At 73.4% G+C, this 25,999-nt stretch carries 30 protein-coding genes; 13 read left to right on the top strand and 17 right to left on the bottom strand.

Annotated features, from left to right (window positions below; genetic code table 11):
• Positions 1-41 precede the first annotated feature (41 nt).
• Both J4557_RS03310 and J4557_RS03305 read left to right on the top strand, forming a co-directional pair.
• A complete protein-coding gene (locus J4557_RS03310) occupies positions 42-917 on the top strand; it encodes a LysR family transcriptional regulator (RefSeq protein ID WP_208264832.1) in 876 nt (291 codons plus the stop codon).
• 82 nt (positions 918-999) lie between these two features.
• Positions 1,000-1,365 (top strand): hypothetical protein, encoded by a 366-nt coding sequence (locus J4557_RS03305; protein WP_208264831.1) that lies wholly within the window; start codon positions 1,000-1,002, stop codon positions 1,363-1,365.
• Here J4557_RS03305 and J4557_RS03300 read toward each other — a convergent pair.
• Both J4557_RS03300 and J4557_RS03295 read right to left on the bottom strand, forming a co-directional pair.
• Complete coding sequence (locus tag J4557_RS03300; protein WP_208264830.1) at positions 1,362-1,787, bottom strand: VOC family protein; 426 nt, start codon at positions 1,785-1,787, stop codon at positions 1,362-1,364. The two genes, J4557_RS03305 and J4557_RS03300, sit on opposite strands and share 4 nt — an antisense overlap.
• A complete protein-coding gene (locus J4557_RS03295; RefSeq protein WP_208264829.1) occupies positions 1,777-2,712 on the bottom strand; it encodes an NADP-dependent oxidoreductase in 936 nt (311 codons plus the stop codon). The genes J4557_RS03300 and J4557_RS03295 overlap by 11 nt, the downstream gene beginning before the upstream one ends.
• A gap of 129 nt (positions 2,713-2,841) precedes the next feature.
• Here J4557_RS03295 and J4557_RS03290 point away from each other — a divergent pair, with 129 nt between their 5' ends.
• From J4557_RS03290 to J4557_RS03280, 3 genes are all read left to right on the top strand, one after another.
• On the top strand, positions 2,842-4,185 hold the full coding sequence (locus J4557_RS03290) for a coiled-coil domain-containing protein (RefSeq protein WP_208264828.1): 1,344 nt from the start codon (positions 2,842-2,844) through the stop codon (positions 4,183-4,185).
• Positions 4,186-4,331: 146 nt separating this feature from the next.
• Entirely contained in the window at positions 4,332-5,540 is a 1,209-nt protein-coding gene (locus J4557_RS03285) for an MFS transporter (protein ID WP_208264827.1), read from the top strand.
• A 115-nt stretch (positions 5,541-5,655) separates the two neighbouring features.
• Positions 5,656-6,063 carry a nitroreductase family deazaflavin-dependent oxidoreductase gene (locus J4557_RS03280; protein ID WP_208264826.1) on the top strand — a complete coding sequence of 136 codons (408 nt, stop codon included), beginning with the start codon at positions 5,656-5,658 and terminating at the stop codon, positions 6,061-6,063.
• A 104-nt stretch (positions 6,064-6,167) separates the two neighbouring features.
• On the opposite strand, the gene J4557_RS03275 is transcribed toward J4557_RS03280, so the two are convergent.
• Together J4557_RS03275 and J4557_RS51515 are read right to left on the bottom strand one after the other, a co-directional pair.
• A complete protein-coding gene (locus J4557_RS03275) occupies positions 6,168-6,701 on the bottom strand; it encodes a DUF488 domain-containing protein (RefSeq protein ID WP_208264825.1) in 534 nt (177 codons plus the stop codon).
• Between the two features lie 70 nt (positions 6,702-6,771).
• Positions 6,772-9,447, bottom strand: a complete 2,676-nt coding sequence (locus tag J4557_RS51515; protein WP_208264824.1) for a DUF4132 domain-containing protein — start codon at positions 9,445-9,447, stop codon at positions 6,772-6,774.
• A 281-nt stretch (positions 9,448-9,728) separates the two neighbouring features.
• Between J4557_RS51515 and J4557_RS03265 the strand changes: the two genes are divergently transcribed.
• Positions 9,729-10,277 carry a carbohydrate binding domain-containing protein gene (locus J4557_RS03265; protein WP_208264823.1) on the top strand — a complete coding sequence of 183 codons (549 nt, stop codon included), beginning with the start codon at positions 9,729-9,731 and terminating at the stop codon, positions 10,275-10,277.
• A 160-nt stretch (positions 10,278-10,437) separates the two neighbouring features.
• On the opposite strand, the gene J4557_RS03260 is transcribed toward J4557_RS03265, so the two are convergent.
• From J4557_RS03260 to J4557_RS03250, 3 genes are read right to left on the bottom strand one after another with little or no spacing between them, the layout of a single operon-like run.
• The gene (locus J4557_RS03260; protein WP_208264822.1) at positions 10,438-10,623 is read right to left on the bottom strand and encodes a DUF397 domain-containing protein; all 186 of its coding nucleotides are present in this window, start codon (positions 10,621-10,623) and stop codon (positions 10,438-10,440) included.
• An 11-nt stretch (positions 10,624-10,634) separates the two neighbouring features.
• Positions 10,635-10,823 (bottom strand): DUF397 domain-containing protein, encoded by a 189-nt coding sequence (locus J4557_RS03255; RefSeq protein WP_208264821.1) that lies wholly within the window; start codon positions 10,821-10,823, stop codon positions 10,635-10,637.
• Entirely contained in the window at positions 10,820-11,629 is an 810-nt protein-coding gene (locus J4557_RS03250) for a helix-turn-helix domain-containing protein (RefSeq protein WP_208264820.1), read from the bottom strand. The genes J4557_RS03255 and J4557_RS03250 overlap by 4 nt, the downstream gene beginning before the upstream one ends.
• Positions 11,630-11,740: 111 nt before the next feature.
• Here J4557_RS03250 and J4557_RS03245 point away from each other — a divergent pair, with 111 nt between their 5' ends.
• Both J4557_RS03245 and J4557_RS03240 read left to right on the top strand, forming a co-directional pair.
• Positions 11,741-12,187 carry an ATP-binding protein gene (locus J4557_RS03245; protein WP_208264819.1) on the top strand — a complete coding sequence of 149 codons (447 nt, stop codon included), beginning with the start codon at positions 11,741-11,743 and terminating at the stop codon, positions 12,185-12,187.
• Positions 12,188-12,294: 107 nt separating this feature from the next.
• Complete coding sequence (locus tag J4557_RS03240; protein WP_208264818.1) at positions 12,295-12,537, top strand: hypothetical protein; 243 nt, start codon at positions 12,295-12,297, stop codon at positions 12,535-12,537.
• Positions 12,538-12,544: 7 nt separating this feature from the next.
• On the opposite strand, the gene J4557_RS03235 is transcribed toward J4557_RS03240, so the two are convergent.
• The 3 genes from J4557_RS03235 to J4557_RS03225 form a co-directional block, all read right to left on the bottom strand.
• On the bottom strand, positions 12,545-13,435 hold the full coding sequence (locus tag J4557_RS03235) for a hypothetical protein (protein ID WP_208264817.1): 891 nt from the start codon (positions 13,433-13,435) through the stop codon (positions 12,545-12,547).
• On the bottom strand, positions 13,432-13,950 hold the full coding sequence (locus J4557_RS03230) for an RNA polymerase sigma factor (protein ID WP_208264816.1): 519 nt from the start codon (positions 13,948-13,950) through the stop codon (positions 13,432-13,434). Before J4557_RS03230 ends, J4557_RS03235 begins: the two co-directional genes overlap by 4 nt.
• A 69-nt stretch (positions 13,951-14,019) precedes the next feature.
• Complete coding sequence (locus J4557_RS03225) at positions 14,020-14,856, bottom strand: alpha/beta fold hydrolase (RefSeq protein WP_208264815.1); 837 nt, start codon at positions 14,854-14,856, stop codon at positions 14,020-14,022.
• A 52-nt stretch (positions 14,857-14,908) separates the two neighbouring features.
• Here J4557_RS03225 and J4557_RS03220 point away from each other — a divergent pair, with 52 nt between their 5' ends.
• A complete protein-coding gene (locus tag J4557_RS03220; RefSeq protein WP_208264814.1) occupies positions 14,909-15,343 on the top strand; it encodes a MarR family winged helix-turn-helix transcriptional regulator in 435 nt (144 codons plus the stop codon).
• 66 nt (positions 15,344-15,409) lie between these two features.
• Here the strand turns inward: J4557_RS03220 and J4557_RS03215 are convergent, their stop codons facing one another.
• The 4 genes from J4557_RS03215 to J4557_RS03200 are packed head-to-tail and all read right to left on the bottom strand — an operon-like array spanning position 15,410 to position 18,387.
• The gene (locus J4557_RS03215; protein WP_208264813.1) at positions 15,410-16,198 is read right to left on the bottom strand and encodes an SDR family NAD(P)-dependent oxidoreductase; all 789 of its coding nucleotides are present in this window, start codon (positions 16,196-16,198) and stop codon (positions 15,410-15,412) included.
• Positions 16,195-16,995, bottom strand: coding sequence for an SDR family NAD(P)-dependent oxidoreductase (locus J4557_RS03210; protein WP_208264812.1), 801 nt, complete (start codon positions 16,993-16,995; stop codon positions 16,195-16,197). Before J4557_RS03210 ends, J4557_RS03215 begins: the two co-directional genes overlap by 4 nt.
• Positions 16,988-17,230, bottom strand: coding sequence for a ferredoxin (locus J4557_RS03205; RefSeq protein WP_208264811.1), 243 nt, complete (start codon positions 17,228-17,230; stop codon positions 16,988-16,990). The genes J4557_RS03210 and J4557_RS03205 overlap by 8 nt, the downstream gene beginning before the upstream one ends.
• Positions 17,227-18,387: a 3-ketosteroid-9-alpha-monooxygenase, oxygenase component gene (locus J4557_RS03200; protein ID WP_208264810.1), complete on the bottom strand. Its 1,161-nt coding sequence runs from the start codon at positions 18,385-18,387 to the stop codon at positions 17,227-17,229. The genes J4557_RS03205 and J4557_RS03200 overlap by 4 nt, the downstream gene beginning before the upstream one ends.
• Positions 18,388-18,541: 154 nt before the next feature.
• Between J4557_RS03200 and hsaA the strand changes: the two genes are divergently transcribed.
• Positions 18,542-19,708, top strand: coding sequence for a 3-hydroxy-9,10-secoandrosta-1,3,5(10)-triene-9,17-dione monooxygenase oxygenase subunit (gene hsaA, locus J4557_RS03195; protein ID WP_208264809.1), 1,167 nt, complete (start codon positions 18,542-18,544; stop codon positions 19,706-19,708).
• Between the two features lie 72 nt (positions 19,709-19,780).
• Here hsaA and J4557_RS03190 read toward each other — a convergent pair whose 3' ends face one another.
• Both J4557_RS03190 and J4557_RS03185 read right to left on the bottom strand, forming a co-directional pair.
• On the bottom strand, positions 19,781-20,947 hold the full coding sequence (locus J4557_RS03190) for an alpha/beta hydrolase family protein (RefSeq protein ID WP_208264808.1): 1,167 nt from the start codon (positions 20,945-20,947) through the stop codon (positions 19,781-19,783).
• Complete coding sequence (locus J4557_RS03185) at positions 20,944-22,470, bottom strand: FAD-binding protein (protein ID WP_208264807.1); 1,527 nt, start codon at positions 22,468-22,470, stop codon at positions 20,944-20,946. Before J4557_RS03185 ends, J4557_RS03190 begins: the two co-directional genes overlap by 4 nt.
• A gap of 160 nt (positions 22,471-22,630) precedes the next feature.
• On the opposite strand from J4557_RS03185, the gene J4557_RS03180 reads away from it, so the two are divergent.
• The 3 genes from J4557_RS03180 to J4557_RS03170 all read left to right on the top strand — a co-directional run bounded on the left by J4557_RS03180 (position 22,631) and on the right by J4557_RS03170 (position 24,936).
• Positions 22,631-23,293, top strand: coding sequence for a TetR/AcrR family transcriptional regulator (locus J4557_RS03180; protein WP_208264806.1), 663 nt, complete (start codon positions 22,631-22,633; stop codon positions 23,291-23,293).
• Between the two features lie 61 nt (positions 23,294-23,354).
• On the top strand, positions 23,355-24,101 hold the full coding sequence (locus J4557_RS03175) for an SDR family NAD(P)-dependent oxidoreductase (RefSeq protein WP_208264805.1): 747 nt from the start codon (positions 23,355-23,357) through the stop codon (positions 24,099-24,101).
• Positions 24,102-24,159: 58 nt separating this feature from the next.
• The gene (locus J4557_RS03170) at positions 24,160-24,936 is read left to right on the top strand and encodes an SDR family oxidoreductase (RefSeq protein WP_208264804.1); all 777 of its coding nucleotides are present in this window, start codon (positions 24,160-24,162) and stop codon (positions 24,934-24,936) included.
• A gap of 94 nt (positions 24,937-25,030) precedes the next feature.
• On the opposite strand, the gene J4557_RS03165 is transcribed toward J4557_RS03170, so the two are convergent.
• On the bottom strand, positions 25,031-25,951 hold the full coding sequence (locus tag J4557_RS03165; protein ID WP_208264803.1) for an SDR family NAD(P)-dependent oxidoreductase: 921 nt from the start codon (positions 25,949-25,951) through the stop codon (positions 25,031-25,033).
• Positions 25,952-25,999: the final 48 nt, after the last annotated feature.

The following is a 25,999-nucleotide window of genomic DNA, read 5'->3' as shown; positions in this document are numbered from 1 at the left end:
GGTTGGATCCGCCCGATACCGTCCGGGTATCGTCGCCGGTGATGGACCTACGCTCGCTGCGCTACTTCGTGGCCGTCGCCGAGGAACGCCATTTCGGGCGCGCCGCCGCGCGGCTGCACATGACGCAGCCGCCGCTCAGCCGGGCCATCAGGCGGCTGGAGACCGACCTCGGCGCCGTGCTGCTCGACCGCTCGCCCGCCGGGGTCGCGCTGACCGCCGCCGGGACGGTCCTCTACGGCGAGGCGCGCCTGCTGCTGGAGCAGGCCGACCACCTGCGCGCCCGCGTCGCCGCCGCGACCGGTGCCGCCACACTGACGGTCGGCACGCTCGCCGACAGCGCGCAGCAGGCGGGCACCCGGCTCGCCGCCGCGTTCCGCCGCCGCCACCCCGGCGTCGACGTCCGGGTCCGCGAGGCCGACCTCACCGACCCGACCACCGGCCTGCGGGCCGGGCTCGTCGACGTCGCGCTCACCCGGACGCCCTTCGACGACGCCGGCATCACCGTCCACGAGTTGCGCGCCGACCCCGTCGGGGCCGTGCTGCGCACCGACGACCCGCTCGCCGGGCGCGACACCCTGCGGCTGGACGACCTCGCCGGCCGCCGGTGGTTCCGGTTCCCGGACGGGACCGACCCGGTGTGGTCGGCCTACTGGACGGGTCCTGCGGCGGGCTCCGCGGCGGACGGTCCCGTGGTGCGGACCGTCAACGAGTGCCTGCAGGCCGTCCTGTGGAGCGGGACGATCGGGCTGGGCCCGCTCGCCGACGCGCTGCCCGAGGGCCTCACCTCGGTCCCCGTGACCGACATGCCGCCGAGCCGGCTGGTGGTCGCCTGGGCGGGCGACGACCCCGGCCCGCTCATCCGCTCGTTCGTCCAGATCGCCGCCGCCCTCTTCCGCGCCGAGGCCGCGAAGCCGTAGCCGGGCGGGCCCTTGACGACGTGCGGCGCCGACGATACTCGTCCCAAATCATTCATAGCCTGAATCATTTGGAGTGTGAAAGATGAGTGCCGTCGAGACGATCCTGGTGGCGGCCAACGCCGCCGCGGCCCTGGTGGCGGGCGCGTCCAGCGTGCTGGGCGCCGCCCGCCCCGGCCTGATGCTGGCCTCGGGGGAGACCGTCACCTCCGGAGTCGACTTCTACGCCCGCGTCTACGCCGTCCGCGCGATCCCGCTGAGCATCGCCGTCGTCGCGGTGCTGCTCGTCGCCGACGCGGCGGCCGTCGTGCCGCTCCTCGCCGTCGCGGGAGTGATTCAGGCGGGGGACGCGGTGCTCGGCGTCCTGCGCCGCGTCCCGGGCATGGCCGCCGGCGCGAGCGTCCTGGCCGTGGTCCACCTGCTGTCGGCGCACTGGTACGCCACCCACTAGCCCGGCGGCGGCTCCGCGCCGAACACCCAGGGCGCAAGGACGACCTGCCACCCGTCCGGATCCTGGAACACGACCGCTCCGTGGTCCGACCAGTACGGGTTCTCCGGCGCGACCGGCCGGTGCCCGTGCCCGGTCAGGCGGGCCGCCGCCGCGTCCCGCGCCCCGGCGCCCCTGAGGTAGAGGACGAGCTGGTTCTCCGGGTGCGGCTCCGGGATCCGGGGCGGCGCACCGCTCTGGGTGATCTCCATATGGACGGGCGTCCCCGGCAGCCCGAACACCACCCCGTCGTACCCCGCGTGGTCCCGCCACTCGGCCAGCACCGGCAGGCCCAGCACGTCCCGGTAGAAGGCGAGGATCTCCTCGAAGCGCGCCGTCGGCCGCGCGAACCGCACGGCTCCGACGTCCAGGTGCTCAGGCCACATCGTCCCGTCCTTCCTCCGGCAGCGTGAGGACGACCTTGCCCCGGCCGTGGCCGGTGGCGACCTCGCGGTGCGCGTCCGCCGCGCGGTCGAGGGGGAACGTCGCGCGCAGGTGCAGGCGCAGCCGTCCCTCCTCGTAGAACCGCGCGGCCTCCGCGATCCGCGCCGACGACCGCTTGTCCGGGGTGACGCGCACGCCGAGCTCGGCGGCCCGCGCGTGCTCGACCAGCGTGATGATCCGGTTCCGGTCCCGGACGAGCTTCAGCGACACCTCCAGGGCGCCGCCGCCCGCGCCGTCCAGCGCGGCGTCGACCCCGCCGGGCGCCGCGTCCCGGATGCGCTCCTCCAGGCCGTCCCCGTAGGCGACCGGGATCGCGCCGAGCGAGCGCAGGTAGTCGTGGTTGGCCTCGCTCGCCGTGCCGACGACGGTCGCGCCGGCGATCCGCGCGAGCTGGACGGCGACCGCCCCGACCCCGCCCGCCGCCGCGTGGACGAGCAGGGTGTCGCCGGCGCCGACGCCCATCTCCTCCAGCGCGATGTGCGGCGTCATCACGGCCGCGGGGAAGGCGCCCGCCACCTCCCACGGCATGCTCGCGGGCTTCGCCGTCACCGCCGCGGCCGGGACGACGACGTACTCCGCGTAGGCGTTGAGCCGGCAGTTGCCCATCACCTCGTCGCCCGGCCGGAAGTCCGCGACCCCGTCGCCGGCCTGGTCGACCGTGCCCGCGAACTCGTTCCCCGGCACGCGCGGGAACCCCTCCGGCGTGCCCGGCGGCGTCCATCCCTCCCGGACGGCCAGGTCGAACGGCTGCACTCCCGCGGCACGGACCCGGACCCGCACCTCGCCGGGCCCCGCCTCGGGCGTCGCGATCTCCATCGGCCTCAGCACGTCCGGTCCGCCCGGCTCGCCGAACCCCGCGACCCGCATGATTCCTCCCTCAGAGTCGATCATGCAGCACGCTAGGACCTCGACCAATGTTGAGGTCAATTCCGCCGGACGTGATGCCCGATTCGCTCAGTCACGTGCGGATTTGTCATATCTCACTAGGATGCTGCCGTGCACGACGATCAAGACGGCCTGCCGGCCGCCGGCACCGAGGCTCTCGACCTGGCGACCGCGCCGCTGCGGCCGCTGCCCGACGACCCGGCGGGCGGCGACGAGCCGGACCCGGAGGCGCCCGCCGGAGCGGCCGCCGAGGAGGCCGGGCCCGGGATCTGCCAGCACTGCGCGCGCCCGCTCCCGCCCGGCGCGTCCCGGTTCTGCAGCGACGCGCACCGCGAGGCGCACGCGCGGGAGGCCGAGCGGCGCGACGCCGCCGGGAGCGCCGCCCTGCGCACCTTCGGCGACGACGTCGACCGGCTCGGCGACATGGTCGTCGAGCTGGTCAAGGCCGCCGCCGCGCTCGGCGAACGGCTCGACGGGGAGGTCCGCGGCGCGATCGACGGCGCCGGGGAGGCCCTCGCCGAGGCCCGCGCCGAGCGCACCGCCGCCGCCGCGGCCGACGCCCGCACCCTCGAGGCCGAGGCCCGCGCGGAGGCCGCCCGCGCGGAGGCCGCCGCCGCGATCGAGGAGCTCCAGAAGGGCATGGCCGCCGCGAAGGCCAGCGTCGCCGCCGCGCAGGAGAGCGAGGCCGCCGCCTGGAAGGAGGCCGGCGCCGCCCAGCAGGCCCGCGCCACCGCCGCCAACGAGGCCGCGCAGGCCGACGGGCTCCGCAAGCACGCCGAGGCCGCCTGGCGGACCGAGCACCAGGCCCGCACCGACGCCGAGAACGAGCGCGACGCCCTCGCCGGCCGCCTCGCCGGCGAGCAGACCGCGCTCGCCACCGCGCACGCCGAGCTGAAGGAGGCCCGCGCCGAGCTCGACGAGGCGCGCTCCCGGCTCGACGCCGCAGCCGAGACCGAGCGGCGGCTGCGCGAGGAGCTGACCGCCGCGCAGGCCGAGGCGGCCCGGCGCACCGCCGAGCGCGAGTCCGCGACGGCCCGCGCCGACGAGCAGGCCGCGCGCGCCGACCGCGCCGAGAAGCTCGCCGACGAGACCGCCGCCCGCGCCGAGGGCGCCGACGCCCGCATCGAGCGGGCCGAGCAGCGCGCCGAGATCGCCGCCGAGCGCGCCGACCGGGACGCCGCCACCGTCCGCTCCCTGCAGGACACGCTGCGCGCGGCCCTCGACCTCCCGGCCGTCGAGGAGCTCGGCGAGGGCCAGGGCGTCAAGGTCGGCGATGCCGGCGCGATCATCGCCAGGCCCGGCGGGCTGATCGGCGTCGAGCAGGTCCCGGACGTCCTCGACAGCGAGCTCGCCGCCCGGTTCGCGCGCGCCGTGCTGGCCGTCCGCGTGCACCAGGCCACCCAGCGGGCCTTGCAGGACACGGCCGAGCCGGCTCAGGCGGACGGCGGCGAGTAGGACGCGCTTGACGCCCTCCGTCCCCTGAAGGTCCGTCGCGGGAAACCGACGTCACCCATGTCGGCGTCGGGAATCCGCCAGCCCGGCTCCGGCGCCGCCTGTTGGCTGTGACGCGTCCCCGCGCTCCCGACCCCAGGACGGCACCGATGCGCACGGCCACCCCTCCGGCCACCGGCCGGACCGCTCCTCCCTCGTCCGGCTGGCCTGCGGTGCTCGCGGTGACGACGGGCATCTTCGCCATCGTCACCACCGAGATCCTGCCGATCGGGCTGCTGACCCCGATCGGGGCGGACTTCACCGTCTCCGACGGCACGGCCGGGCTGATGATGGCGATGCCCGGCTATGTCGCGGCCGCCGCCGCCCCCACCGTCACCGTCGCGACCGCGGGCGTCGACCGCCGGCGGATGCTCTGCGCCTTCATGTTCCTGCTGGCGTCCGCGAACGCCATCGCCGCCGCGGCACCGGCGTACTGGGCGGTGCTGCTGTCCAGGGTCCTCGTGGGGATCGTCATCGGCGGCTTCTGGTCGATCGGCGCCGGACTGGCCGGCCGGCTCGTCCCCGCCCGGTCGGCGCGCAGGGCCACCGCGGTCGTGTTCTCGGCCGTCCCGCTGGGATCGGTCGTCGGCGTGCCGCTGGGCACGCTGATCGGCGACCTCGGGGGGTGGCGGGCAGGATTCCTCATGCCGGGCGTGCTGTCGGCGGGGGTGCTGGTCGCGCTCGTCCTGCTGCTGCCCCCGCTGCCCGCGGAACGGGCCGCGCGCCTCGGCGTTCTGCGCGGCATGCTCCGCGGCACCGGCACCCGGTCCGCCCTGCTGCTGACCTTCCTCGTCGTCCTCGCGCACTTCGGTGCCTACACCTATGTGGCGCCGTTCCTGGAAGGCGTCACGGAGGTGCCAGCGGCGCGGATCACGCTCTTCCTGCTCGCGTACGGCGCCGCCGGGGTCGCGGGCACCTTCCTCGCGGGCACGGCCGCCGCCCGCCGCCCCCGTGCCGCGTTCGGGGCCGCCGGAGCCCTGATCTCCGTCGCCGTTCTGGCGCTGCCGTTCCTGGGACGCGCGGAACCGGGCGCCCTCGGGCTGCTCGTCGTCTGGGGGATCGGCTACGGCGCCGTCCCGGTCTGCTCGCAGGCGTGCTTCGCCCGATCGGCGCCGGAGAGCCCGGAGGCCGCGTCGGTCCTGTTCACGGCGTCGTTCCAGGCGACCCTGTCGAGCGGCGCCCTGATCGGAGGGGTCGTGCTGGACCATACGTCCGCGCGCACGGTCATGCTGCTCGGTGGCGCGACCGCCGCCGCCATGGTCGCCGCCACCGCCCTGCTCGGCCGCGTGACCGGCGGCGAACGGAGAAGTGGGGAATAAACCCCCGCTTAGGGTTGCCCGGTGGCGGGAAGCGTGCCACGCTCAAGTGGGGAACGATTCCCCGGTTCGGTGCGGCGCGGCCGCCGCGTCCGGCCCCGGCATCGAAGGAGCGGCGATGGCCTCCGTTGAACTCCCGCCGAAGCTGGCACGGATGAGCCGAGGCCCGCTCCGGCTGCTCGGGTGGGGCGTCCCGATGGGGCCGCTGGTCCTGCTGCGCACGCGGGGCAGGCGCACCGGCCTGCCCCGCACTGCGCCGGTCGCCCTGCTGAAGTTCGAAGGGCGGCAGTGGCTCGTCTCGCCGTTCGGCGACACCCACTGGGTCCGCAACGTGCGCGCGGACGGCCGGGCGCGGCTCGGCCGCGGGCGGCGGCTCCGGCCGGTGCGCCTCACGGAGGTCGACGACGACCGCGCGCCCCGCGTCCTGCGCGCCTACCGGCGCAAGTTCCGGATCGTCCCGTTCGTGCGGGACGCCCTCGAGGCGCGGGAGCACCACCCGGTGTTCCTCGTCGACCCGGAACCCTGACCAGCCGCCCCACCCGACCGCGCCGAGGGAGCATCGGCCGCGGGCATCGGTGAAGCCAGAGCGCCGATATCCGGCTGAACCCCGCACGGACGGGGGCGGCTCCGCTACTCGCCGTCGTAGACGAGGAGGCCGTCGGAGCGGAGGCGGGCGCCGGACGTCGGCGGATGCTCGGTGAGGCGGCCGTCGTGCGCGAGGTGCAGTACCGGGCGGGCACGGGCCAGGACGGCGAAGTCGGCGATGAGCCGCCGGTGGCACCGCCACCAGAGCGACTCACTGCACATCACGGCCGTGGACGCCCGGTCCGCCTCCGGCAGCAGCTCGTCCATGGCGGCCACGAACTCCGGGTCGCGGGTGTGCCCGGCGTAGCCGCGGAACGACTCGTTCCGCCAGAAGGTGTCGGGCGAGTCGGGCGCGGCCTTGCGGAAACCGCCGAGCCGCTTCTCCCAGCGGTAGCCGATGCCCTCCGCGGGCAGCCACTCGCGCAGCGCGTCGCGCTGCACGTCCGGGTTGCGGCGGCTGCCGGGTGCGGTCCGCACGTCCACCACGGACCGCACCCCGGCGCCGTGCAGCAGGCGCGCCAGCTCCTCCCGTGCCGCCGTCCCGTGCCCGAACGTCACCAATGGCCGCTTCTCGTCCACACTCCAGGATGAGCACATGCCGCGAGGCCCCCGGCGGAGGGGCCCCTGATCGCGGGCGCGGAGCCGGAGGTCACGTGTGGCTCGCGACGGTGTTCAGGGCGTAGAGGAGTTCGGACGCCGTGACGTCGTCCAGCTCGGCGAACGTGGCCTCCGACTTGTCGCCGCCGTAGTCGTAGGCGTCGTGGTCGGTGATCCAGACCCCTTCCAGCGTCTGCTCCTCCAGGCCGGCCGGGGACGTGGCGAGGAATCCGGGGAAGACGTCCAGGACGACCGTGTGCCCGGTCGGCGCGTCGAGCCGCATCGTGCTCTGCATGCCCCCGTCCCCGGAGGGGCCGCGGCGCCAGCCCTCGCGTTCCAGCCTCAGCAGCGAGCCGACGCCGACCCGCGTCCCGGTGAAGCGCTCGATGCGGTCGCTCGCGCGCTCCCGCTCGGTGAGCGCACCGACGGGCCTGCCGAGCTGGGGGAACGGCTGGAGGATCTCGTAGTCGGCGAACAGCTCGCTCCACGCGGCGACGGTCTCGCCGAGCCGGAGCGGGTGCGCGACGAGGACGGCGCCCGAGTCGGGCAGGACGAGGGCCTCGTCGTCCACGCCGGCGAAGGAGCGGTCCTCGGCGACGCGGAACGCCGTGGCCGCGCCGCCGCCGTCCTCGGACAGCCAGACGAGGCGCCGGGCGAGGTGGCACGCGAGCGGATGCTCCGCGAAGAACCGGCGGAAGTCCCCGGCGCTCCAGCGGCGCTGCCGCGCCATCGCCCGCTCCATCCGCCGGACCAGGTCGGACGCGGCGCTCCGGACGTCCTTCTTCAGCCCGGCGAACGCCCGCACCGCGGCCTCCGCGAGGTCGGGATCGTCCTTCGCGCCCGGCTTGGGCAGCGACTTGCGCAGCGTGCCGTTGCCGTCGAACACGACGGGGCGGAGCTGCTCGTCGAAGCCGACCCGGAAGGAACGCGGCCCGAAGTCGAGCGTCATGCCGCCCGAGGCGTCCAGCCCGAAGTCCGGGACCATCCGGTCGGCGAGCTGGTCCAGGGTGAGGCCGCGCGCCTCCGCGACCTGGGCGAGCAGCTTGCCCGCCTTGTTCTTCAGCCGTTTGGGCCGTGCCTTCTCGGCGACGAGGTGGAGTTGCAGGAGGGCGACGTCCGAACCGGACGCGGCGAGCACGTCGAGGCCGTTCAGCGGCATCCTGATGTGGGACTGACCGGTGGCGGCGCGCGCCAGGGCGCCGAGGCGGCGCATCGTCTCGTCGTCGCCGGTCCAGCAGAGCTGCGCCCAGACCGCCCGCGACTCCTCCCCGACGGAGCGGCCGAGCTCGAACAGCGCCCAGCCGAACCGCGCGAGGGACACCGGGTCGAGCGCGTCCAGCGCCTCCCGCAGCGGCGCGGTCGGGGGACGCTTCGGGCTCGCCTTGCCGAGCGCCGCGAGCAGGTTCGCGGTCGCGGCCTCCGGCAGCGCGTCCTCGCGGCCCCGCATGAGGATCTGCGGGAGCAGGGCGGTCGGGGCCCATCGCAGGGCGCCGTCCTTGCCGGGTCTCCGGAGCGCCTTCGGGACGGCGCTCTCGGGAGCCTCCGGCGTCCGTGCCTTTTCAACGGCCTCGACCGCCGAACGCACCTGGGCGTCCAGCACCCGCGACGCAAGCTCGGGATGCGCCCGCAGATGCCCGCTGAGCAGCAGTCTCGCCTGGTCGGACTCCCCGGAGCGCTCCGCGAGGAGGCGGACGGCCCGGACCGGGAAGCGCTCGATCATCGCCGTCAGGGCGGCCAGCCCGCCCGGCCGGGCGGTGTCGGCGGCCACGATCGCGAACGCCTCGTCGCTCGGCAGCGGCGACAGCACCTGGAAGATCGCCTTGCGCGCGCGGGCGTTGAACCCCGCCCCGTGAATGATGTCGCGGACCTCCCAGTCGGTGTCCTTGAGCGCCGCGGCCAGAAGCGGGGCGACGGCCGGTCCGATCCCCTCCGCCGCCGTGAGCAGGACGTCCAGGCCGACCTCGTCGTCCCCGAACCTCGCCCGCTTCGCGCCGCGCAGCCGGGCGAGGTGCCCTGCGGACCCGACCGAGCACCAGAGCAGCTTCGACCCGTGGGTCTCCGGCCCGGGCCGTTCCCGGACGCACTCGTCCACCCATTCCTCCTGGTCGGGGACCAGGAAGGCGACCACCTGGCGCTGCGCGCGCGCGGCGCGGTGCCCGGCGAGCCCCGCGACGGCCGCGGCGTGGTCCGCCTCGTCCGCGACCGCCAGCAGCGCGCGCGTCCGCCGCCCGGCCGGGCCCGTCGCCCACGGCAGCCGCTGCTCCGACCAGCCGCGGGCCTCCAGGACGTGGTCGCCGCTCAGCTCGTCCCGGCCGATGGCGAGGCCGTCCGCCTCCGCGCCGGCGCGGGCCGCGAAGGCGAGCCCGTGCTCGACCGCCCACGCGTCCACCCAGGGGACGGCGTTCTCGGTGGACCACGCGGCGGTCCACCGATCGTGCTCCTCGCCCCGGGACACGTGCGTCTCGACGAGGGCGACGGCGGCGGCGCCGCGCGGGTCCGGCTCGCCGTCCAGGTACGCCCGCGCCGCCCGGACCGCACCGGGGTCGCTGCCCAGATGGCCCAGCATCCGGTCTACGGCGGCGCGGTTCCCGGCCAGCCGGTCGGCGACCCGCGCGGCGGCGGACGGGTCGATCGCCGGCGGCGGGCTCGGCACCGTCCCACCGCGCCTGATCAGCAGTTCCGTGCGCAGCTCCGCGGGGATGTCGAGGACGTTCTCGTCACCGGTCACGGGGGGATGATCATTCATGCGGCCACGCTAGACGCCTCCGCCGACACCGAGGTCCGCCTTTCGCCACCTCGTTGATCCCTTATGGGACACCCCATGAAAGCGACCCCGATCCCGCCAGGGCGCATCACCTACGGCCGCCCGCCCCACGCTCGCCTAGAAGAGTGGTGTGTAGCTACTTCACAGTACTACGCATTGTAATCAACGAAATAGTTGTTAACCGGATTCACACGTGATCTAATCAGCGGTGATCGGCTTCCCCCCGACGAAAGGTGGAACCTCCCGTGAAATCGATGCGTCACCTCGTGGCCGCGCTGAGCGTGGCCGTCCTGGCGGTTGCCGGTAGCGGTAGCGCCGCTCTGGCTGACACGGCACCCGGCGAGATGCTCGGCGACTCGACCTTCACCAACGACACCGGCCAGTGGTGGGGCAACGACGTTGATATCCGCGCGACGAACGGAGAGCTCGAGGCCAACGTCCCGTCCGGCGGCTTCGGCGATCTCCCGGGTGGCATCGTCAACCCGTGGGACCACTCGATCGGGTACTCGCCCCTGTCCTTTACCGGCCAGCAGCTCTACACGCTGTCCTTCGACGCCCGGGCCACCCGGGACGTGACCCTCGACGTGAGCGTCTACACCTACAACACCGGCCAGTACATCCCCTACTGGGACCGCCCAGTCGCGCTCACCACGACCACGCAGCACTTCGAAGTGCCGGTCGCCATGTACTACACCGCGTCCGACCGCAGCCTCGGCTTCCAAGTCGGCACGTACGGCCCCGCCTACAACCTCTACCTCGACAACATTTCGCTCGTCCCCACCCAGAGCGGCTGAGCCGACGTTCGGACGCCGGGCATCCGGTTGCAGCTGAATCCGGAGCTCGGCGTCCCATCAAGCAGAAGGCGCGCGGACGTCCGCCGCTCCTGCTCGAGATGGCGGCCGACGGCGCCGCCGCGAGCGCGTGCGGCAGGCGGACGCCGGTCGCTGCGCTCCGTCAGTCGGAGGGGCGCTCGCGCCTCAGGTGGGCGAGCAGTGCGGCGAAGGAGTGCCGGGGGAGTTCGAGGCGCCCGGCCGCCGGAGACTTGCTGTCACGGATGGCAATGGCCCTGGGGAGAGCGGCTACTTCCACGCACTGGCCGCCGGTCTCGTCGCTATGGCTGGACTTCCGCCAGGTGGTCACACTGCGCTCCGTCAGTTGGAGGGACGCTCACGCCTCAGCTGGTCGAGCAGCGCGGCGAAGGTTCGGTGGGGGAGTTCGAGGTGGCCTGCTTGGGGGTTCTTGCTGTCCCGGACGGCGACGCCGTGGGAAAGGCGAGCCAATTCCACGCACTCGCCAGTACCGCCTTGGCCGCTGTGGCTGGACTTTCGCCAACTCGTCATGTGCGCATCCTCGCTATCCATTCGAGTGACTGGGCCTCGTTCCAGGCCCGCGCAGCGATCTGCTCGAAGCGTACAGCCACACCAGCCGCCTCGCCTTGCCCCTCTATGACTCGCCCTACGTCGAGATTCGTTCCAGCGAACGCGGCCTGGACGTTCTTGGGGAGCTCGAAGCAGCAGAAGGAGCCGTCCAATCCGATATGGGGTGCTGCACTCTCCGGAAGGACGCGGATTGAGATGTGGTGAAGCTCTGCAAGCTTGAGAAGCAGGTCACGCTGTTCCTCCATGACCGAGGTGCCTCCCATAGGGCGCAAAGCGACCTCGTCGAGGACGGCCCAGATTCTGGGGTCGTCGGTGAGTATCGCGGCTTGGTGTTCCATACGCCTTGCGACTGCGGCGTCGATGTCGTCCACGAGCCCGGCGGCGTGACCCGCGCTGAGCAGGGCTCTGGCGTACCCCTCCACTTGGAAGGGGAGCGGAATGATGTTCTCGCTGTAGATGCGTAGGACGGACGCGTCGCGCTGGTACTTGCGGAGCTTCTCGGACCAGTTGGGGTCCACGCCGAGCTTGGCGTAGCGCAGGAGGATCGTGAGGATGCCGCCCGTGTCCCAGAGTTGGTCCAGGATGTCAGCCTCGCGTTCGTCGAGTTGGCGGGTGCCGCCCTCGTACTTGGAAACTTGGCTCTTGGTGCAGCCGATGATCTTTCCGACCTCCTCCTGGGTCATCCGGTGCTTCTGGCGGAGGAATCGCAGGTAGTAGGCGATGAGGGCGTAGAGCGACACGTCCGGGTCGGGGGACTTCCTGACCATGATCGACCGCCTTCCGGGGGGAGGGAGTTGCCAACCTGTCCGGCAATGGTGACAACGTAACCAGGCCCTCTCATTCTTGTCCTTGAAATCGCGGGAGAGAAGGGGGAGGTCATGGGGATTAAAGCCGCTAATTCGGGCGAACTGGATGTGGTCTGTCTGGCGGCGGCCACGGTGCCGGGGATGGTGCGGGCGCTGATCGAGTTCCGGCTCACCGAATGGGGTCTCCTGGCTTTGTCGGGGGACGTTCAGCTCATCGCCGGAGAGCTGGTCGCGAATGCCATACAAAGTACGCCGGATCGGGAGATCCGGGTCAGGTTTGCCCGGGAGGCGCGGGCCGTCGTGCTCCAGGTCTGGGACGCCTCGGACGCCATGCCGGTCGCCAGGCCGGTGGTGGAGATGACGCTGGACGACATCGTCCCCGACGCGTGTGCGCTGGACGCGGGGCACGACGACGGCACGGGCGGGTGGGGCCTCCCGATCGTCCAGGCCCTCGCGAGCCGGTGCGGCGTGGAGCGGACGAGCCCCGGCAAATGGGTCTGGGCGGAGGTCGCCTTCTGATGCCCGGCCGGGTTCTCCTGCGGTGGCGGACGCACCGTCGCCGTGAATGCGCCGTCCGGTATCTGGATCATCTGTCCGTCGCCGTGCGAATGGACGGATGGCGTTGCGTGAAGTTCTACCGGGACGACCGTTTTCCGTTCCCGGAGCCGCTGCTGTGGATTTATGCGAGCGGCGTCGCTGAGGACGTGGGCGTCGTCGTGGGCGTGCGTCCTGTGCCCGGGAACGGGTGGGCCTATTGCGAGGTGCTGCGACGCCGGAGCCGTTTCCTTCTCCCGTGCGGAGACGTGAACGCGGCGGCCGAGCGGGTCGGCCGCCTGCTCAGGCACCGCATGTTCCCCGCGACATGGTGAAACGGCGTCAGTTGCCCGGGACGGGTTCGGGGTCGCCCTTCGCCGGGGTGACGAGCAGCCCGACCGAGTTCGAGCTGCGCATCCAGGCGCCGGTGATCCGCCGGTCGCCGGAAGGGCGCCAGCTCGCGGGCGCGTCCCAGCCGCCGCCCGAGAGGTCGGGCTTGAACTCGCCGAGGAAGAAAGCGCAGGTCAGCCCGCGGCGGTCGAGGTCGGTGAGGGCCTGAGCGACGGTGCGGCCGGTGAGATGCAGGCTCTTCGGGTGGTCGCCCGGCGTCGGCCCGGTGTCCTGGTAGAGCTCGCCTGGCCGGGCGGTTCGGCCGAGGACGATGTCGGCGCCCTCCAGGTGGAACATCGCGCCGCCGAGCCTGACCCGGAGCGGGCAGCTGCCGAGGTCCGGCGGGCACTTCAGGGCGGTGTCGGACGTGCCGGTCACGCCGCCCGGCGGCAGGCCGCCGCTCGCGGCGTGGAGCGGGCCGACGCGGATGAGGCGGCGTTCCTCGCCCGGAGAGACCGGCACGATCCGCAGCCGGACGTCGAGCCCGAACCTCGCGAACGCCTCGCGGAACTTGCGCTGGTCGGCGTAGGCGTCCTTCACCTCGACCTCGTACTCGTCGTCGCCCGTCACGTCGATCCGCACGGCCGCGTTGGCGTAGCTGCGCAGCGGGCCGGAGTCGCGGGCGGGGACGGCGATGAGCGCCGCGGTGGCGGCGGCGACGGCCACGGCGGCGGCGACCGCGAAGCGCAAGCGCAGGCGCGGGCGGAAGCGGCGGCGCGGGGCCGGGGCGGGCATCGCGGTGATGGCGGCCAGCAGGGCGCGGGCCGTCTCGCCCGGCGCGGGGACGTCGTCGTCGCGGACGGGGTTCAGGGACGCCACGAGGTCGTCCACCGGGTACGTCATGCCAGTTCGCTCCTCAGGACGGGCCTGCCCGGCCCCGGTTGGTCGACGCCGGCGGCGCGCAGGGCGCGCGCGAAGCGTTTGCGGGCGCGGTGGAGGCGGATGCTCACCGCGTTGCGGGAGCAGCCGAGCACCGCCGCGATCTCGGGGACGGACAGGCCCTCCCACGCGACGAGCGTGAGGAGTTCGCGGTCGCGGTCGGGGAGGGCGCGGAACACCTCGTTCACGGGGGAGTCGTCGTGGACGGGCGCGGTCAGGCCCGCGCGCAGCGCCGCCGTCTTGTCCGCGTGGCGCTGGACGCCGCGCCGGTGGTTGGCGATGACGCGGCGCGCCACCCCGTACAGCCACAGGCGGGCCGCGTCGCCGGAGGGGACGTCGGCGGCGCGCCGCCAGGCGATCGTGAAGGTCTCCGCGACGACGTCGGCGGCGTCCTCGGGGGTGTCGCAGCGGCGCAGCGCGTATCCGAGCAGCCCTCGGTAGGTCGTGGCGTAGACGGCCGCGAACTCCTCTTTATCCATGAAGCGGGATCCTCCGCATGTGGCCTCCTCGGGGGGTCACCTCCACATGTCACGAGATCCCCGGATCTTTCACCCCGCGAAGGAGGCGATGCGGGACCACACCCGGGACGGCTGCTCCTCCTGGGCGAAGTGCCCGGCGTCCTCGACGGTCGCCGTCGTGAGGTCGCGGACGCCGGCGGCGCGGAAGCCGCGCGCGTACGCGGCGGCGTCGCCCTCGCGGTCGCCGCGCAGGTAGAGCAGCGGGGTGGTGACGGGGCCGGTGCAGGCCGCGTTGTCCTCGGCGTCCTGGGCGAACGCGCGGTAGAGGTCGAAGCCGGCGGTGAGCGCGGCGCCGGTGCCGTAGGCGGCGGCGTGGGCGGCCCGCGATTCCGGCGTGATCCTGGACGGGTCGGCGGACAGCACGTCGTAGAAGTAGTCGAAGTACTCGCGCTCGCGGCCCCGGACGAGCGCCTCCGGCAGCGACGGGACGGCGTGCAGGCCGAAGTGCCAGACGCGGGGGTCGCGCAGGACGTCGTCCCACGGGTCCAGGCCGGGGATCACCGTGTTCATGATGACGACGCGGGCGGCGTCGTGGTGGCGGAGGTAGGCGTAGGCGATCATGCCTCCGGCGTCGTGGCCGACGAGGGTCAGGTCGGCCAGGCCGAGCCGCTCGACGAGGCCGCGGACGAGGGAGGCGAGGTCGCGCTTCGAGCCGCCGGCGACGGCCCCGGTGGACGCGCCGACGCCGGGGAGGTCGATGGCGATCAGCCGGGCGGCGGGGGGTGCGGCCGCCATGACGCCCGTCCACGTCCGCCATGACTCGGGCCAGCCGTGCAGGAACAGGAACGGTCGGCCGCGCGGGTCGCCGGACTCGGCGACGTGCAGGCAGTGGCCGTCGATGGGAACACGGGCATGGCGGATTGACATGTTCCATGTCTATCAAACGACATGAGGCATGTCCACTAACTAGGATGGGGGCGTGAACGCGTACGAGCGGGGAACCGGATTCCTCCTGGCCCGGCTGGGCTCGCTGACGGCGCGGTCGTGGACGGCGTTCCTCGCCGCGCACGACCTGACGCAGGGGCAGTACGCGGTGCTGGTGATGCTCGACGAGCACGGGCCGCAGGGGCAGCGGCGGCTCGCCGGGCTCGTCGCCGTGGACGCCCGCAACATCGTCGCGGTGCTCGACTCGCTGGTCCGGCGCGGGCTCGTGGAGCGGCGCCCGGACGAGGCGGACAGGCGCCGCCGCACCGTCGCGCTCACCGAGCGGGGCAAGGCGCTCGTCACCGCGATCGCCGGCGCGGCGGCCGAGGAGCAGGACGGGTTCCTGAGCGCTCTCGACCCGGCGGAGCGCGCCCAGCTCAACCAGCTGCTGAGACGCCTCTACGCGTCGCACGTCGACGGTCCCGCATGACGACACGGCGGCCCGCATGACGACGGCCGCCCCAGAGAGCGGGGCGGCCGGAAGGAAGGAGAGGGCTCAGGACGGCTTCGGGAGCATCCGCTTCATGGCCTCGTGGGCGCCCGCGACCAGCTCGTTGCGGGGGAAGCCGTTGCGCTTCTGGGCGGCCTTGTAGTTGCCGCCCGCGACCCAGACGGGCCCCTCGGACAGGTGCTCCAGGCCCTCGCGGGCGATGTCGTCGGGTTCGGCGACGTTCAGGCCCGGGATGTCCATGTTGAGGCCGGCGCGTTCCATCGCCGGGGTGCGGGTGACGCCGAGGACGAGCTCCAGCACGTCCACGCCGTGCTCGCGCAGCTCCAGCCACAGCCCCTCGGCGAACACGCGGCCGAACGCCTTCACCGCCGAGTAGATGCTGATCTGCGGCTGCCCCATGTAGCCGGCGAGCGAGCCGACCAGCAGGATCCCGCCGCGCCCGCGCTCCTTCATCAGCCCGCCGAAGTGGTGCGTCAGCGACAGCTGCGCGGTGATGTTCAGGTCGATGACGCCCTGGAAGCGGTCCAGGTCGCCGGACACGAACTCGTGGCCGTAGCTGTTGGCGCCCGCGTTGAAGACCAGGAGCCCGACGTCCAGGCCGTCGGTGACCTCGCGGATCCGCTTCAGCGGGTCCGGGGCGACGAGGTCCAGCTCGATGGTGCGGACCTCCACGCCCTTGGCGCGGACCTCCTCGGCGGTGCGCTCCAGCGGCCCGGGCTTGCGGGCGATCAGCACGAGGTTCAGCCCCGCGTCGGCCAGCCGGTGGGCGAAGGCGGAGCCGACGCCCTCGGAGCCGCCGGCGATGACGGCCCACGGGCCATAGCGGTCGATCATTGTTCTCCGTCCAGGTCCGGGGTCCAGGCGACGCCGTTGATGTGCGAGCCGCCGTCCACGAACAGGGTGTTTCCGGTCAGGTAGCGGGCGCCGTCGGAGGCCAGGAACACCACGACCGGCGCGATGTCGGTCTCGGGGTCCCCGAGGCGGCCCATGGGGTTGGCCCGGTCGGCGGCGGCCTCGATCTCGGGATGCTCGGCCGCCATCCGGCGGAACGCGGCGCTCTTCGCCCCCGGGCAGACGGCGTTGACGACGACACCGGCCGGCGCCCACTCGCGGGCCGCCGTGCGGGTCAGCGCGCGCAGCGCCTCCTTCGCCGAGTTGTACTCCAGGGTGCCCATGTGCGCGTTGACGCCGTTCAGCGAGCACATGTTGATCACGCGGCCCCAGCCCTGCCTCTTCATGTGCGGGAACGCGGCGCGCATCGCCCAGAACGGGCCGTAGTAGCCCATCGCGAAGCCGCGGGCGAGCTGCTCGTCGGTCTTGGTCTCGACGCGGCTGACGGTCCCGGCGCCCCACGCGTTGTTGACCAGGACGTCCACGCCGCCCCACAGGTCGGCGCAGAACGCGACCATCGCCTCGACCTGGTCGCGGTCGGTGACGTCGGTCGCGACGAACCGGGCGTCCGCCCCGAACTCCTCGGCCAGTTCCCAGGCGACCCGCTCACCCGTCTCGGCGTTCAGCTCGGCGACCAGGACGCGGGCGCCCTCCGCGGCGAACCGGCGGGCGATGCCGCGCCCGATGCCGTCGCCGGCGCCCGTCACGATCGCGGACCGGCCGGCCAGCGCGTCACTCATCGATCACCGTGATCGTCCCGGTCAGCGCGGCCTCCTGGATCGCCGAGCGCAGCGCCGGGCAGGTCTCGTGCGGGTCCGCGGCGAGCTCGGGGCACGCGGCGCGGGCCTGCGCGGTCCACTGGATGCTCGTCTGCTCCCAGCTCGACTTGCGCACCAGCACCTCGGCGGCGCACCGGCGGCAGCGGACGGGCAGCAGCGGCCCGTCCACCAGCCGCTCGTCCTGGCGGATCGTCACGCCGAGGCCCCTTCGGCGGCCCGGCGCGCGAGGTTCTCCTCGACCTCCTTCTCCCACGATTCGACCGGCCGCGTCGTGTCGATCTCGAACTCGAACCGGTCGGTCATCTCCGGCCGCACGTCGGCGACGTCCACGTAGAACTGCTGGTACCAGCGGCGCAGCTGGTAGACCGGGCCGTCCTCCTCGCACAGCAGCGGGTTGTCGATCCGGGCCTTGCGCTTCCAGATCGCGACGTCCTGCTCGAACCCGGTGAGGATGAACGTCGACAGCTTCTCCGCGGTGGCCTCGGCGACCTCCGGCGGCAGCTTGTCGCTGTGCTGGACGATGATCCCCGAGTGCAGCGAGAACGAGTTCTCGTCGATCGGGTAGTGGCAGTTGATCAGCACGGAGTGCAGGTCGTAGCCCTCGTAGTGGTACGTCAGCTCGTCGATCATGAAGGACGGGCCGTGGTAGGACGCGACGGAGGTGTTGCCGAGCATCCGCGGCCCGCCCTTGCCGCTCGCCTCGCGGCGCGCGTCCGGGCGGCTCTTGCCCTTCATGATCTGCGTCGCGACCTGTCCCTCGAAGATGTTCTTGAAGAACGTCGGGAACGAGTTGTGGATGTAGAAGAAGTGCGCCATGTCGACGACGTTGTCGATGATCTCGCGGCAGTTGGTGTGGACGACCTGCTCCGTCCAGCGCCAGTCCGTCCAGTCGTCGCGGGTGGCGCCCTCGATCAGCGGGATCGTCACGTCCTCCGGCGGCTGCTTGCCCTCCGGGTCGTTCCAGACGAACAGGAGCTTGTTCTTCTCCATCGTCGGCCACGCGGCCGTGCGCGCGCGCAGCGGCACCCGCCGCGCGTACGGGATCTTCTTGCAGCGCCCGTCGCCGCCCCAGCGCCAGTCGTGGAACGGGCAGGCGATCTCGTTGCCCTTGACGGTGCCGTCCGACAGGTCGCCGCCCATGTGCCGGCAGTAGCCGTCCAGGACGTTGGTCTTGCCGTCCTCACCGGTGAAGACCACGAGCTTCTGCCCGAACGCGTTGACCGTGTGGGGCTTGCCGTCCTTGAACTTCTCGGCCAGCCCGAGGCAGTGCCATCCCCGGGCGAAACGGGAGGAGATGGCCTCCGCCTCGATCTTGCGGACGGCGTCCGACTCGGTTGCTGTCACGTGGATCATCCCTTCGGCGATGGACGGGTGATTCGAACGGTAGGTCGCGGGCCGCGGTCCGGTCCCGGAAGTCTCGGTGGCCGGGACGCACGTCCCCGCGACGGCACGGTGACATGGTGTCCTGCGAGGGCCGGACCAGAAAAGACGGGAGCGAGGAGCGGGCATGAGCAACGAGGTCCTGGAAGCCGTGCGGGAGCTGCTGCCGGGCATCGCCGAGCGGGCCCGGTCCGTGGACGAGAAGGGGCGCATCCCGGCCGAGACGATGAAGGAGCTGACCGCCGCCGGGGTGTTCCGGATGCTGCAGCCGACCCGCTACGGCGGCGCGGAGGACGACCCGGTCGCCTTCTACGAGGTGGTCAGGGCCGTCTCCGGGGCCTGCGGCTCGACCGGCTGGGTGACCGCCGTCCTCGGCGTCCACTCCTGGCATCTCGGGCTGTTCCCGGACGAGGCGCAGCAGGAGGTGTGGGAGCCGGGACCGGACGTGCTGGTCGCCTCGTCCTACGCGCCGATCGGCCGGCTCACCCCCGTGGACGGCGGGTTCGAGGTGTCGGGGCGGTGGGCGTTCTCGTCCGGCTGCGAGTTCGCGGACTGGGCGCTGCTCGGCGGCCTCGTCGTCGGCGCCGAGGGCCGCCCGGTCGACTTCATGACCGTGCTGATCCCGAGGACGGACTATGAGATCCGCCGGGTGTGGGACTCGATGGGGCTGCGCGGCACCGCAAGCGACGACATCGTCGTGGAGCGGGCGTTCGTGCCCGCGCACCGCGCGATGCGCAACTTCGACCAGGCGCAGCTGCGCACCGCGGGCCGCAAGGTCAACACCGGGCCGCTGTACCGGCTGCCGTTCGGCACGATCTTCACCACGACGGTCGCGGCGAGCGTGATCGGCATGGCGGCGGGCTGCCACGACCTGTACGTGACGCGGATGCGCGACCGGATCCGGCTGAGCCTCGGCGGCGGCCGGTTCGTCGAGGACCAGTTCGCGCAGGTCGCGGTGGCGCGGGCGGCGTCCGAGATCGACGCGGCGATCCTGCAGACCGACCGGAACGTCCGGGAGATCTACGCGTACGCGGTGCGCAACGAGAAGATCCCGATGGAGCTGCGCCTGCGCGCGCGCCGCGACCAGGTGCGCGGCACCGAGCGGGCCATCGAGGCGATCGACATCCTGTTCAAGACGGCGGGCGGCAACTCGCTGCACCGCGGCAACGTCATCGAGCGGGCCTGGCGGGACGCGCACGCGGGCAGCGTGCACGTCGCGAACGACGTCGAGCACGCCCTGTCGATGTACGGGCGCGGCGAGTTCGGCCTGGCCGTGGAGGACAACCTGGTCTGACGCCCGGCCGTCCTGGCCGACCGGAACGGCGTGCCGCCCCGGAGGAGGGGAGGCACGCCGTTTCCGGTCTGGTCAGCAGGCGCCGGACGGCGTGCGGCCCGACTGCACGGTCTGGACGAACCTCAGGGCGTCATCGAAGGAAGCCTCGATGCTGGCGCGGTGGTCGGCGCCCTGGTACTCGCGGTAGGAGATGTCCGGGTACCGCTTGCACAGGTCGGCGACGAGCCCCTTCGTCGCGGCGGGCGAGACCGACGTGTCGGCGGTGCCCTGCGCGACGAGGGTCGGGACGCGCAGGTCGAGGCCGGCGGCCTCCTGCCCGTTGAAGTAGGTCTCGAACGCGGTCAGGTCGGCGTCCGGGCGGAAGACCCCGCTCAGCGGGAGCGACGAACCGGCCTCCCTCAGCTGGGCGAGGCACGCGTCGCGCTGCCCGGATTCCAGGACCTGCGCGGCCGCCGGGGTCAGCAGCTCCTCCGGGTGGAACGACGGGTTCGCCGCCTTCGCGCCGTTCAGCAGCACGAACAGGAACGGCAGGGCCAGCTCCGCACCCGGGTACTGCGCCTGGACGTACTGCGCCGTCTCGGCCATGTGCGACCCCGGCGCGATCGACACGGCGCCCCTCAGCCGCACGTCGCCGGCCTTCTTCGCGGCGGCGGTGAACAGCGTCGCCTGGCCGCCCTGGCTGTGGCCCGCGACGTAGAAGTCCCGCCCGATGTGCGGGTCGACGCGGCGCGCGGCCCGGACGATGTCGAGGACGGTGTTCGCCTCGCTCGCCCCGTTCATGTACGGGTGCCCGCCCGGCGTGCCCAGCCCCTCGTAGTCGGTCTGGACGACGGCGAACCCGTGCGCCACCCACCTGTCGAGGTAGCCCTCGGTGATCGACAGGTAGTCGTGCGCCGGGCCGGTGGCGGTGTCGCGGGACGGCGCGCAGGCGTCGGCGGTGCCGGTGGTGCCGTGCGCCCAGCTGATCACGGGCCAGCCGCCGCGCGGCGCCCTGCCCTCCGGGACGGCGACGGTGCCCGTCACCGTGATCCGCCTGCCGCCGACGCCCTCCGAGACGTAGGAGATCGCGCGGGTGAAGGATGCGGACGGCAGGGCCGCCGAGGTGTGCAGCGGCCGGCTCGCCAGCAGCGTCCCGCGGTGCCCGGGGTCGGCGTGGGCGGGCACGGCGGTGGCGGCGATGCCGACCGCGGTGACGGCGGCGGCCGCGATCGCGGCCGCGCGCCCCCTGGCGGAAGTCACGTGCGGTCTCTCCTCATGTCCTGGACGGCGCGGTAGGCGAAGGCCATCGCCGATCCGATCGGGATGCCCGGCCCCGGGTAGACGGGGCCGGTGAACGATGCGCTGGTGTTGCCCGCGGCGTAGAGGCCGGGGATGGGGCGGTCGGCGCCGTCGAGGACGCGGCCGTCGGGGTCGGTGCGCAGCCCGCCCTTCGTGCCGAGGTCGCTGAGCACGATCTCCGCGGCGTAGTACGGCGGCTCGTCGACCGGGACGAGGCCGGGCTTCCCGCCGGTGAAGAACAGGTCGTAGGGGTCCTCGCCGCGGTGGAAGTCCTCGTCCACGCCCTTCGCGGCGAGGCCGTTGAAGCGTTCCACGGTGGCGGTGAGGGCGCCGGCGGGCAGGCCGGTCCTGGCGGCGAGGCCGGCGAGCGAGCCCGCCTCGGTCCACCTGCCCGACGCGACCTGCTCCTCCAGCGCCACCGGCGGGACGGAGATCGCCGGCAGCCCCTTCGAGCGGGCGTCGAAGATCAGGTGGAAGGGGCCCTCGGCAGCCGCGAGCCGCCGCCCCATCTGGTCGTACGGCAGCGACTCGTTGGCGAACCGGCGGCCCGAGCCGTCCACGATGAGCCCGCCGCGGAAGCCGAGCGTGAAGGCGGGCAGGCCGTCCGGGGTCAGGACGCCGGGGCAGAACCACGCCTGGTCGAGCAGGCCGGTGGACGCACCGGCCGCGACGGCCGCGGTGATCGCGTCGCCGGTGTTGGCGCCGTCCGGGGCCATCGTCCAGCCGGCCTCGCCGGGGACGCCGCGCTCGCCGCGCAGCGCCGACGACGACTCGAAGCCCCCCGCCGCGAGCAGCACGCCGCGCCGGGCGCGGAGCCGGCGCGGGCCGTCCGCCGTCGCCGCGAGGACGCCGGTGACCCTGCCGTCCTCGACGACCAGGTCCGTCAGCGCCGTCCTGGTGCGGACGTCGCCGTTGCCCGTCGCGTTGATCGCCAGCAGCAGCCGGCCGATCAGCGCCCGGCCCTGCACCAGCGGCCTGGACGCGGAGTGCCCGCGCCCCGCCCGGTCCCGGTCGACCGGCGGCCGGACGAGCCCGGCCAGGTCGCCGAGCCGCTCGGCGGGCAGCGGCAGCGGGACGAACGACCGCCCCATGGCCATCCGGCCGGGCGCGTCGAAGTAGTCGGGGAAGGGCTGGAACTCGAACTCGATCGCCGGGTCGCGCTCCAGGAAGTCCACCAGCTCGGGCGCCGTCTCCAGGAACGCCTCACGGTGCGCGGCGGTGCCGTCGCCGATCAGCGCCCGCAGGTAGGTGCGCGCCGACTCGGCCGAGTCGCCGATCCCGGCCCGCTCCTGCACGGCGGTCCCGGGCAGCCAGATCGCCGACCCCGAGTACGCGGACGTCCCGCCGAGCACCCGCGTCTTCTCCAGGACCGCCGTCTTCAGCCCGCCGGAGGCCGCCGCGAGCGCCCCCGCCATCGCGCCGGCCCCCGAACCGGCCACCACGACGTCGTATTCGTCGTCCCACGATTCACCGGCGTTTCCCACGTGACGTCCCCTCCGAGCCTCGGGTGCTGGCGCGGCCACAACGTAGGCGGGCCGCGGCGCGCGGGGCCGCCCGGTCCCACTGACCGGTATCGACGATCGCGGGACGTGCCGGGACTCCGGATATTGTTCCTTGTCAGCACCGGAAAGGACGTGGAGGATCGTGGCGAGGATCGCGTCGGCGAGGCTGTCCGCCGAGCCGAGCTCACCCGAGCAGCACGACCGCCGCCAGCGCATACTCCGCGCGGCGGCGCGCATCGGCGCGGAGAAGTCCCTCGAGCGCGTCCAGATGCACGAGGTGGCGAAGGCCGCCGGGGTGGCGATCGGCACCCTGTACCGGTACTTCCCCTCGAAGGTGCACCTGTTCACCGGCGTGATGGCGGCGCAGGTCGACCGGCTCCGCGACCAGGTCACCGAGCCGGCCCCCGGCACCGCCCCCGAGGAGGCGGTCGCCGACATGCTGGTGCAGGCCAGCCGGTACCTGATGGCGCAGCCGGTGCTGTCGACCTCGATGCTGCACGCGTCCAACACCGCGCACGTCGCGACGGTCGCCGACACCGTCCACATCGACAACACCTTCCGCGAGATCCTGCTGCGCGCCGTGGGCATCGAGGTGCCGACCGCGCAGGACGTCACGCTCGTCCGGCTGCTGATGCAGTGCTGGTACGGCGTGCTCCAGTCGAGCCTGAACGGGCGCGCGTCGATGGCGGACGTGGAGACCGACATCCGGCTCGCCTGCAAGCTGCTCCTCGCGCCCCGCTCGAACGCCCCCCGGAACGCGTCTGGGGACACCCCGGGGAGCGCCTCCGGAGACGCTCCCGAGTAGACGCTCCCGTTCATCGGGATCGTCCCGGCGGGGCGGGCAGGGACGCGGTTAGCGTTCCGGCATGAATCGCTACGACGGTGTGAAAGTGCTGCTCACCGGGGCCGGGTCGGGCATCGGGCGGGCCACCGCGCACCGGCTCGCCGCCGAGGGCGCCGCGGTCTTCGCCGTGGACCTGTCGGAGGACGGGCTCGCCGAGACCGCCGCCGGAGCCCCCGGCCCCGGGACGGTCGCCACGCGGGTCGCCGACGTCGCCGACGAGCCCGCCGTGATCGCCGCGGTCGCGGCCGCGGCGGAGACGCTCGGCGGCATCGACGTGCTGGTCAACGTCGCGGGCGTGCACCGGACCACCCCGATCGAGACGCTGTCGGTCGCGGACCTGACGTGGATCTTCAACGTGAACCTCGTCGGCACCGCGCTGTTCTGCCGCGAGGCCCTCAAGCACCTCCCGGACGGCACCGGGGTCATCATCAACACCTCGTCGCTGTCGGCCACGCAGGGCAACCCGTACATGACGGCCTACTCGGCGTCCAAGGGCGCCGTGCTGGCGTTCTCGCTGAGCCTCGCGGCCGAGCTGACCGCGCGCCGCATCCGCGTCGTGCCGATCTCACCCGGCACCGTCGACACCCCGCTGACCAGGGCGGACATGTTCCCCAAGGGGATCGACCTCAGCTACTTCACGCGGATCGTGTCGCCGTTCGGGGTCGCCGGCCCCGAGCAGATCGCGTCCGTCATCGCGTTCGCCGGGTCGCCGGACGCGGCCTACCTGACCGGCGCCGAGCTGCGCGTCGACGGCGGCTCGCACCTCTAGCCCGCCGGCGCGTCCGGTCTCGTCCGGCCTCGCCGGGGACATCGAAAGGAAGTCGTACATGGGACGCACCATCGCCGTGAGCGGGTCGGCCTCCGGCATCGGGAAGACGCTGGCGGAGCTGCTGCGGAAGCAGGGCGATGAGGTCGTCGGGGTCGATCTGCGCGACGCCGAGGTGTGCGCCGACCTCAGCACGGCCGAGGGCCGGATCCAGGCCGTCGCGGAGGTGCTGGAACGCTCCGGCGGCGCGCTCGACGGCGCCGTCGCCTGCGCCGGGGTGACCGGGCCGACGCCGCTGACCGTCCAGGTCAACTACTTCGGCGCGGTCGCGCTGCTGGACGGCCTGCGCCCGGCGCTCGCCGCGGCGGAGGCGCCGCGCGCCGCCGTGGTCGGCTCGATCTCCGGGACGCAGCCGGTGGACGACGCGGTGCTGCGCGCGTGCCTGGAGGGCGACGAGCCCGCCGCGCTCGCGGCGGCGGACCGGGTGCTGGCGGCGAAGCGGGGCAACCGGCTCTACCCGTCGTCGAAGTCGGCGCTCGCGCAGTGGCTGCGGCGCGTGTCGGTCGCCCCGGAGTGGGCGGGCGCCGGCATCCCGCTGAACGCGGTCGCGCCCGGCGTCGTCCGGACGCCGATGAGCGCCCCGCTGTTCGAGGACGAGGCGATGTTCAAGATCATGAACGAGGCGGTGCCGATGCCGCTGAACGGGTACGCGGACCCCATCGTGATCGCCGAGGCGCTGGCCTGGCTGGTGTCGCCCGCGAACTCGCACATGGCGGGCCAGGTGATCTACGTGGACGGGGGCGCCGAGGCCACCCTCCGGGGCCCGTCCGTCTTCTGAGGGTTGTACGGTCGGGTGAGCCGTACGCTCGTGCGAGCGGAAGACGCCGAAGGCCGCCCCTCCGCGCCGGGGGCGGCCTTCGGACATTCCGGGGTCACCGGCTGTTGGTGCCGGTGGTGTCCAGCGCGGCCACGCTGTAGGCGGCGTAGGTCCGGTGGGCGTCGCGGTCCGCGAAGTACGGGGTGATCTGCTCGCCGAACTCCTCGGCGGAGAACACGCCGTCCGCGGCGGTGAACTTCTGCTCGACGGCGGGCGCGGCCATCAGCGCGACCATGTCGCCGTACACGATGAACACCTGGCCGCTGATCCTCTCCGCCGCGGGCGAGGCGAGGTAGCCGACGAACGTGCCGACGCGCTCGGGCGCCATCGCGTCCAGCCCGCCGGGGGAGGTGCCCTCGCCGAACGTCGCCTCCGTCATGGAGGTGCGGGCGCGCGGGCAGATCGCGTTGGCGCGGACCCCGTACCGGGCGAGCCCGGCGGACGTGGACAGCGTGAGCGCGACGATGCCGGCCTTGGCGGCGGAGTAGTTCGGCTGGCCCGGCGAGCCGAACAGGAACGCCTCGGACGCGGTGTTGACCACGCGGCCGTAGACCGGCCCGCCGGCGGCCTTGCTCGCCGCCCGCCAGTGCACCGCCGCGGCGCGCGACACCGCCGCGTGCCCCTTCAGGTGGACGCGGATCACGTCGTCCCAGTCCGACTCGGACAGGTTGAACAGCATCTTGTCGCGCAGCACGCCGGCGTTGTTGACCAGCACGTCCAGCGAGCCGTAGGTGTCGACGGCGGCGGAGACGAGGGTGTCGCCCATGGACCAGTCGCCGACGTCCCCGGTGACCGCGATCGCGCTGCCGCCCGCCCCGGTGATCTCGGCGACGACCTTCTCGGCGGCCGGCCCCATGTCGTTGACGACGACGTTGGCGCCCTGCGCGGCCAGCGCGAGGGCCTCGGCGCGGCCGAGCCCGGCGCCCGCGCCGGTGACGATGGCGGTGCGGCCCGCCAGGGACAGGTCAGCGTTCATCAGTGCTCCCGGTATGTCCGTGCGTGTCGGCCGGACCGGAGACTAGTA

Source organism: Actinomadura nitritigenes (genome assembly GCF_017573545.1).
Taxonomy (GTDB): domain Bacteria; phylum Actinomycetota; class Actinomycetes; order Streptosporangiales; family Streptosporangiaceae; genus Spirillospora; species Spirillospora nitritigenes.
The sequence above is the reverse complement of the archived record's forward strand: the minus strand, read 5'-3'. Positions and strand labels throughout refer to the sequence as shown.